The organism is Sulfolobales archaeon, from assembly GCA_038897115.1.
Classification (GTDB): domain Archaea; phylum Thermoproteota; class Thermoprotei_A; order Sulfolobales; family AG1; genus AG1.
Genome location: JAWAXC010000088.1, coordinates 1 through 8666 on the forward strand (window position 1 = coordinate 1; position 8666 = coordinate 8666).

8 protein-coding genes are annotated in these 8666 nt (G+C 46.6%); 4 read left to right on the forward strand and 4 right to left on the reverse strand.

Translation table 11 applies throughout. The features are described 5' to 3' along the window. Both QXE01_09910 and QXE01_09915 read right to left on the reverse strand, forming a co-directional pair. Positions 1–335: cation transporter (locus QXE01_09910; GenBank protein MEM4971548.1), on the reverse strand; the 335-nt coding region annotated here is incomplete at its 3' end. Between the two features lie 65 nt (positions 336–400). Continuing rightward, positions 401–1594, reverse strand: coding sequence for an aconitase X catalytic domain-containing protein (locus tag QXE01_09915; GenBank protein MEM4971549.1), 1194 nt, complete (start codon positions 1592–1594; stop codon positions 401–403). Between the two features lie 209 nt (positions 1595–1803). Between QXE01_09915 and QXE01_09920 the strand changes: the two genes are divergently transcribed. Next, positions 1804–2205 carry a hypothetical protein gene (locus QXE01_09920; protein ID MEM4971550.1) on the forward strand — a complete coding sequence of 134 codons (402 nt, stop codon included), beginning with the start codon at positions 1804–1806 and terminating at the stop codon, positions 2203–2205. Here QXE01_09920 and QXE01_09925 read toward each other — a convergent pair. Continuing rightward, a complete protein-coding gene (locus tag QXE01_09925; GenBank protein MEM4971551.1) occupies positions 2202–2990 on the reverse strand; it encodes a glycerophosphodiester phosphodiesterase in 789 nt (262 codons plus the stop codon). The two genes, QXE01_09920 and QXE01_09925, sit on opposite strands and share 4 nt — an antisense overlap. A gap of 274 nt (positions 2991–3264) precedes the next feature. Between QXE01_09925 and QXE01_09930 the strand changes: the two genes are divergently transcribed. Next, positions 3265–4425, forward strand: a complete 1161-nt coding sequence (locus tag QXE01_09930; protein MEM4971552.1) for an MFS transporter — start codon at positions 3265–3267, stop codon at positions 4423–4425. On the opposite strand, the gene QXE01_09935 is transcribed toward QXE01_09930, so the two are convergent. Beyond that, positions 4418–6271, reverse strand: coding sequence for a S16 family serine protease (locus QXE01_09935; protein MEM4971553.1), 1854 nt, complete (start codon positions 6269–6271; stop codon positions 4418–4420). The genes QXE01_09930 and QXE01_09935 overlap by 8 nt on opposite strands. A gap of 158 nt (positions 6272–6429) precedes the next feature. On the opposite strand from QXE01_09935, the gene QXE01_09940 reads away from it, so the two are divergent. Then, positions 6430–7299, forward strand: coding sequence for a hypothetical protein (locus QXE01_09940; protein ID MEM4971554.1), 870 nt, complete (start codon positions 6430–6432; stop codon positions 7297–7299). 54 nt (positions 7300–7353) lie between these two features. Continuing rightward, positions 7354–8666, forward strand: a 1313-nt coding sequence (locus QXE01_09945; GenBank protein MEM4971555.1) for a thioredoxin domain-containing protein, incomplete at its 3' end; no start/stop codon positions are given.

Sequence of the window (8666 nt, forward strand, 5' to 3'; positions counted from 1 at the left end):
CCATATATCCTTGTATCCCCGTGAAGCGCTTCATAGGCTTGGATGAATATGTTATTAGCTATAGCACCAACTAATATGGAGATAGATATTATGCTAGCTATATATGGGAATCTCGCGAATCCAAAGGGGTATTTCGGTGTAGGCTTTCTATTCACTAGAAGAGCCCCCATATATAGCACGAGGCTATTAACCGAGTCGCTGATTGAGTGGAGCATCTCAGCATACACAGCTAGCGAGCCTGTGAGCATGAATGCTACTAGCTTCAAACCAGCCTGGATCGAGTTGAGGGCTACGGAGAATAGAAAGATCAGAGGGCTTTTACCGGAGCCGACCATATATCGTTTACACCGCTTTAGCCAACAATATTATGACCTATGGAGGCTAATAAACATATGATCCTCTATCTAAAAAACCTTCCAACGATCTCCGGGAGATCCATGTATATATATTTAGTTGAGGCCAGCTTAGGCAGATAGAATGCAGCCTTAGCCGAGGGTGTCGCTATACATCTATACCCAAGGCTAGCCAGAGGAGATATAACGCCGCATATCCCTGCAAAAACCTTGACCCCTCTTGATGTGAGGAGATCTATAACCCCTTTTCTAGATAGCTCCTCATACACATAGTGGGAGGTGAAGATCCAGACAGGTTTATAGGCTCTAACACCCCTTTCAACGATCATCCTAGCTAGATCTTCTATCAACTCCTCAGAAGCATGTGGACAGCCTATGAGGACAGCATCTATATCCTCACATGAGAGCTCCTCCACAGCCCTCGAAAGATCTTTATCATCTATAGAGACCCTCTCAACACCTCTCAGAACCTCCCTAGAGATCCTCCCAGCCTCTGGCGAAACACCATCGATCAGAACGAGCCCCATCCCACCACTCGAGCCCGCAGCCGCTAGGAAGCCCTTGACCTCCTCATGCTTTGAGAATCTAATTCCCTCCACATATGGGATCCTCTCTCCAGCTATCTCACCCACCACAAGGCCCAAGGCTCCGAAGCCTGAGAGACCTCTAACCCTGGCTAACACCTTTATAGCTATCTGCGGCCTTCTATTCTCATCAACAAGAAGCCCCGCCCTATAGGTCTTCCCCAATATGGCTTCGAAAAGGGCTAGAAGACCCCCCTCCCTATTGCTCCTAGCACCGTAGATGCTGTTAGCAATAAGCACGGCATTGCTCTCAGCCCAGGCAAGGATCTCCCCGGGCCTCGGCTCTCTATAGTAGTATGGTGTGCATGTGAAAGCCCTAACACCCATAGCCCTGAATATCTCTAGAACCTCCCTCTGCCCCCTTATAAAGCCCTCTCCATAGCTGAAGTAGTGGGAGCTATCATCATCAACAGAACCTGGATTCGCAGTTGTATATATCGAGAACCTAGCACCACCCGAATATAGATCTCTTAGAAGGGATAGCCCCGCCTCCCCTATATTGGCATAGCCAACCCCAGAGATATGGGCATGGGATATAGGGATAAGCCTATCAGCACCCAACGCCTCCCCAACCTTGACAACCACTTTCATAGCCTTCTCAAGAACCCAGCCAGCCTCACCGGAATAGATCCTCTCCTCCTCCTTAGTGAGGTACAAAGCCCAACCCTAATTAGATGCTACCCTCGATAGCTATTATACCAAAAACCCGATCTAAATAGAACTAGCTAACCTTGAGGCTTATCCCAACCTCTAAGATCGAAGCCCCCTTTTAAAGACCTAGGACTAGATGTTTTGGTTATTGTGCTAGAAGCATATAGATCTATGTGGTTTTATCCCCGTTGGAATGATACGATGTTAGGGATTTTATGATCAGCTTCTATGGATTGCTCAAAATGATCCATCTAACATGCTTCGCAGCATGGTCAGCCCTGACCCTCGGGGGATATATAGTGCTTAGATCATCGCCGAGCTGTGAAGCCGTAAAATCATATCTTAGGCTCGTATATCTAGAGGCTGTCTCAGCCGTCGGGCTCTACGCCTCCGGCGTTTCAATGGCATCTATTATCGGCTGGCCTAGCTGGGCATATATATCATCGATTATAGTGTTGCCTCTAGGATTTATAGAGGCTCTACACCTCATAGTGGCATATCGCTCTGCGAATACATGTGTAGTCTCAGTTCTATTTAGATTAATTAGTTTTCTAACACCTGTTTTCACTGCTTACTATTTATTAATGCTATATATAATGGTTTTCAAACCCTTCTAAGAATTAGATTTTGATAGGTTCTCTCTAACTCTAACCGCCATATCTGGGTAGTCTGTTGTGATGCCATCAACCCCTCTTGATGCTAGTTCTCTAACCCATTTCTCATCGTTTACTGTCCATGCAATAACTTTGATCCCTAGTCTATGGGCTAGCTCTATAGATCTTTGGGTTGCTAGTGGATATCTTGGCAGGGCCATCTCGAACCCCTCCCTCTTAGCATCAACTATCTTACCTGGTGGCTGTGTATATATGATACCCACCGGTATTGATGGCATCGCCTTCTTAACCCTTCTAAGGGGTTCCTCGCTGAAGCTTATAATAGCTACCCAGTCCACAGCTCCAAGGGATTTTATGGTGTCTATCACATATCCCTCATCCCCAGATACCTTGATCTCTATTAAAACTCCTACCCTCTCGACACAGAGTCTCAGAACATCCTCCAGCCTTGGTATCGGCTCCCCCCTAATCCTTATGCTGGATATCTCTGCATAGGTCTTCCTCCTAACATTTATATCGAGGCCGGCAACCCTCTTTAGATCCTCATCATGCAGGGCGATGGCAACACCATCTGAGGTTAGCTGTACATCTAGCTCAACCATATCAGAGCCCACCTCTATAGCCTTGGAGAAAGAGGCAAGCGTGTTCTCCGGTGCTAGCCCAGAAGCACCTCTATGCCCGATAACAGCGAATGGTTTTCTCGAGAGTATCTCGAGGATCTTACTTCCTAAGCCCCATCCCCTATGGTGTTGCGCATCCCTAGCTATAAGAGCAGCTGATATTCTCAATAAATAGCCCTAGACCCTTAGTTGGGCTAGACCCTTTATAGTGCTGGTATCAGCAATAGTTTCTACTTAACATTATTTTCTATATAAATATTAAGTAGATACCTTGTAGACACCATTGTTATATGCTTTACTATTTCTTCGTAGAGTAATATATAAGCTTTTGAAGCATCTATATTGAGGGCATCTGGGCGAGAAGATCTCGAGGAATGCTCTTTCCAGCCTCATAAATAGTCTCAAGGGTTATTTCCAACTCGATGCTAATGCTAGAAAGGCTGTGAGCGCCCAGGCATTGGTTGCAGTCTCAGTCTCAGCCCAGGATGTTGCCCTCGGGATATATCTTCAGAGCATGGGATACTCCCCAGGCGAGGTTGGGTTGCTTCTATCCACAACATCTATTGTGACGATAGCCCTTCTACTGCCAGCTGGGATTCTAGCTGATACCTATGGTAGGAAGAGGATAGCCTCTCTAGGGCTTCTCCTTGGGGGGCTTGTGATGCTTGGATATCTATATCCCATTAATCTCTACTATCTATTCTTGCTAGCAGTGGTGGGGGGTATGGGGTCTGCCCTATACGGTGGATCTATAACAGCGATTCTAGCTGATATAGCTCCAACACCTGAGAGGAGGAATCTTCTCTTCAGCGTAGCTGCATCTATATACTCACTCGCAGGTGTTCTAGGCTCCCTAGCTGGTGGGGTACCATCATATCTAGCCTCTCTAGGGTTTGCTACTTGGTATCAATATCTCCCAACAATCGCTCTCACGGGTTTGGCCCTCATATCATCCTCAATCCTGCTCTTCTCTATAGCTGTTGCCTCGACAGGCAATCCCAGCGGTGCTAGACCCTCCCTAGTTCTCCCTGTTAGATCGAGGTATGTAATTATAAGGGGGATTATATATGGGGTTCTCTTCTCACTATCTACAGGCCTTATAAGCAGATCTATATTCTCTCTCTGGCTAAACACGAGATATGGGGCGTCTGTTGGTGTGATCTCATATATATATGCTATTGCTCAATTCGTGCTTATGTTTGCATTTCTAGCCTCACCAGCCATAGCTAGGAGGCTCGGGTCTGTGGGCTCTATTGTTGCTCTCCAGGGTATCGGTTTCTCCCTATTGATCCCCATGGTGCTTACAAAAGATCTCGTTGTTGCTGGCTTTCTATATGCATCTATGATTGTGCTTCTAAGCATGCCAAACCCGATCCTGAGATCCTTTATAATAGGCCTTGTAGATCCTTCGGAGAGGGCATCAGCATCAACGGTGATAGCCCTTTCAATGAATCTCTCGAGCTCTTTCACACCAGCTGTTACTGGGTATTTCATATCTGCAGGGCTTCTAGAGGCTCCCATATACCTATCGCTGTTAATAGGATCCTCATCCGTCTCCCTATTCTACATCCTATTCTCTGGGTATGAGAAGAGATCTAGCTAGGCTGGTTGTTAGTTTTTTGAGTCTGCACCCTTCTAGCCCTGGATGATGTTACCGCTATTATAGAGGTTATGAGGGCTGTTATAATGGATATTGCTGTGAGTATATTTGATACTAGTACATAGTAGTGGCCCCCACCACCTCCCCCACCTTGGCTGCTTAGCTGGGGCTGTTGGGAGGGTCCGGCGAGCTCTATGGATCTCGGTGGCGATGCCTTCCCACTATATATTAGTGCTAGCATGTTTAGGGTTGATGCTGAGGAGCTTGTAGCTATTAGCGAGGATACGAGTGTCTGGGGGATAGGGGTTTGCGATCCTGGGGATATGTTTCCTATTACTTTGAGAGCCCATGTTGAGAATCTATACATGTTTAGAAGTAGAGCCGAGTCTATGGTTCTCTGGGGCTGCATATAACCCCTATCTATGAGTGTCTCCACATAGCTCTGGGCTTCTTGGCTACCTAGCGGTATCTGGCTGATTGTTGATGCCCTTATAGATGCTGAGTAGTTTCTTAGATAGCTATATAGGGTATATGCTGGGATAAGCATTCTCAGCCCATCGAGATCTATTTCCCTTCCCAGGTTGTTTGCCAACGCTGTGTATATGCTCTGGGTTTGATTCGATATACCGAAGATCTCTAGAAGCCTCTGCGAAGATACATATATATCTCCAAGGCTAACACCCCCACCTGTCTTTGTGAGATTCCCAAGCAGATCGGCCCAATAGACTATCGAAAGCGATCTCCCATATATCTGCCCAGCCGCAGAGGCTAATACACTTCTATCACCGCTCGATATATAGGCTTTAACCTGGTTCGAATAGCTTATAAGATCCACAGCTCTTTCTATAATGAGTATATATAGTATATATTGGTTTATGCTTAGGTTTCTAGGTATATCTGTGAATATTTTTCTCAGAAGCACCATACTTCTATTATATAGCTCGGCAGCCCTGTCAACAAGGGTAGCTCCATAACCCCTCAGATCTCCCTGGATAATCCCTTGGGCTATGGAGACAAGGGCTAGGTAGTAGAGGTTAACAGAGGGATAGCCCTCGGGGGGAGGTGATATAGATGCTATATTTAGGAGGGCTGATGCCTCTCTATAGCTCTGTGATCCTCTATCAGCCACCCTACTCATGTATATCTCCAAAAGATCTGACACAATGCTTCTAAGCATCTCCGAGTGTGCCCTAGAGATCCTATCGATATTCTCTAGAGAGCTATTCTGAAGAGGCTGGGCCTCTGCATCTGTGGAGATATTGAGGATAGATCCTATCCCTCCGAGTGGAACCACACTTAGATCGCTGAACCCAGCCCTAATCGTTCGTAGATACTGTATATAGTTCACAACAGGCAGAAAAACAGATCTATAGCCAAGGCTCCTCAAAGCCGAGAGCTTCTGGGGAATACCCCCTACAGCTTCAACACTACCATCGAGATTTATAGCCCCGGTGCCAGAGACCCTCGAATCTATATATCCCTTCTCAAGTATGCTATAGAATGCATATGTTAGAAGAGCACCAGCTGAGGGGCCCGAGACATCCTCAACATTCCTACCAAAATAGAGAGACAGATCGGTGGATGAGAAGCTCTTCCCAGAATATATCTGGGCCAGGACATAGGCAGCAAAGATAGATACAAGCGTATCACTCTCAACCCTCTCAACACCATAGATCCTAACAACCCCAGAACCAGGGGAAACACATATTGTAGCCCTCACAGTACTACCCCTACCACTCTGACCCTCCACAGCTGGGACATCAACATACCCACAGCTAGATGCATAAGCCACGGGATGGAAAGGAATAAGTATAGATAGAACCAACAAGATCAGAAACCAGATAGTCATATAGATCCTCAAGAACAGCTCCAAACAAAATAAGACTAGAAGGGGATTAATATTTATTCCTGGCTTCTTAGCTGATCACCATATGATCCTCCTCAGATACTCTTTCTCAGGGTTTCTGCTTTTTATTCCTCTCTGGTTTTGTTTTGTTGGTGGGTAGGTTGCTGAGGATCAGGGTTATAAGTGATCCTAGGGATCTAAGGGCTGCTGTAGATGTCCAGGTAAGTGCTTGGGGTTCGAGTTGCTATGATATAACCCCAGCCCATGTTCTCAAGGCTGTGGCTGAGAATGGTGGCTTGGTATTGGGTGCCTTTGATGGGGATAGGCTGGTTGGCTTCTCCTGGGGTTTCCCGGTTCATGCTGCTCCCAAGCCCTATTTCTATAGCCATCAGACTGGTGTTGTTGAGGATAGGAAGTACAGTGGGGTTGGGTTTATGCTTAAGAGTGCTCAGAGGGATTATGTGCTTAGAATGGGTTTTGATCTTATAAAATGGACTTTCGATCCGTTGCAGAGTCTAAATGCATATTTCAATGTGAATAAGCTTGGCGTTGTTGTGAGGGTTTTTAAGGAGAACTACTATGGTGAGCTCGATGATAGTATTAATAGGGGTATGCCGACTGATAGGTTTGTCGCTGAGTGGTGGATCAGATCTCCTAGGGTTGTTGAGAGAGTTGAGAGGCTGAGAAGACCCTCTCTAGAGGAGGTTCTAAAGCATGTTAGGCTGGAGTATGTGGTTGAATATATAGGGGATCTCCCTAGGTTCCAGGGTTTCAGAAGATCCTCTTCCAAGGAGGTTGCCATATATATACCGAGGAGCATCTCGAAGCTGAGGGATGTGAATGTGGATGAGGCTCTTAGGTGGAGGCTGGGTGTTAGAGAGGCTCTGGAGTACTATGTGAATAGAGAGGGATATGTTGTTGCGGAATACTTCAACATAGATGATAGGCTTGGGATCTATATACTGACTAGGAGGGATCTCGAGGAGATCCTCTCGAAGCCCAGGTGGTGGGAGGAGACATCCCCTAGCTAGACTATGGCTGTGGTTCTCGATATAAGCTCTGATAGCTATTAGATAGGGATAGAGTTGGCTGGGGAGCAAGAGCTATATATATGTCAGAGGCCCAATAGGCTTGCATCGTCTAGAAGCAGGTATCTCAAGATCCACGCCTGCGATCCTATTGATTGGTATCCATGGGGTGAGGAGGCTTTTAGAAAGGCTAGGGCTGAGGATAAGCCTATCTTCCTATCCATAGGATATTCATCATGCCACTGGTGCCATGTGATGCATAGAGAGAGCTTCCTAGACCCCGAGGTTGCTGCGATCCTCAACACCTACTATGTTCCTGTGAAGGTTGATAGGGAGGAGATGCCTGATGTGGATGAGATCTATATGACCGCAGCTATAGCGATAACAGGCACAGGTGGCTGGCCCCTCACAGTCTTTCTAACCCCTGATCTAAGGCCCTTCTATGCTGGGACATATTTTCCAAGGGATAGGCTTATAGAGATCCTTAATATCATAAGGAATCTATGGGCGAGGGATAGGGAGAAGATATTCAAGGCAGCGGAGGAGATACATAGAGCGGTTACGGATTATCTATCACCAACACCTTCGAAACCCCAGATCGGTTTTAGAGATGCCTTTGAAAAGGCCTATACAGAGCTCTCAGCATCCTTCGACCCTGTCTTCGGGGGTTTCGGATCCTCTATGAAGTTCCCAATGCCATCCCACCTAGCCTTCCTCCTGAGATACTGGTATAGAAGGGGTGATGATGCTGCTCTGAGAATGGTTGTGAGGACAGCAAACTCGATGATAAGGCTGGGGCTCCACGATCATCTGGGCGGGGGTTTCTTCAGATATACAGTTGATAGGGGTTGGAGGATACCTCATTTCGAGAAGATGCTCTATGACAACGCACAGATCATAGAGCTCCTAGTGGATCTCTATAGGGTTACTGGCTCTATAGAATATATTGTTGTAGCTAGAAAGACAGCTGATTTCCTTCTAGAGAATATGAGGGGTTCTGAGGGTCTCTTCTACTCATCCCTAGATGCTGAGGCTGGAGGGGTTGAGGGTGCTACATATCTCTGGGGTGAGGAGGAGCTTGTGGAGGCGCTCGGAAAGGATCTTGCGGATCTTGCTAAGGAGATATATGGCTGGACACCAACAGCCCTTATAGATGGTAAGATGCTCCCTATAAGGGCTATGACGCCTATGGATCTCTCTAGAAGGCTTAGGGTTGGGTATGAGGAGGCTCTGAGGATCTATAGCGAGATAGAGGCAAAGCTATATGAGTATAGATCCTCTAGGAAGCCGAGGCCGGAGGCTGATAAGAAGTATCTCGCAGACTGGAACTCACTAGCTATAAAGGCCTTTTCAAAGCTATATCTAGCAAC

What these genes read in the sequence shown, in the direction of transcription:
- QXE01_09920 (MEM4971550.1), top strand. Translation starts at nt 1,804, where the DNA reads ATGATCAGCTTCTATGGATTGCTCAAAATGATCCATCTAACATGCTTC.
- QXE01_09935 (MEM4971553.1), bottom strand. Translation starts at nt 6,271, where the DNA reads ATGACTATCTGGTTTCTGATCTTGTTGGTTCTATCTATACTTATTCCT.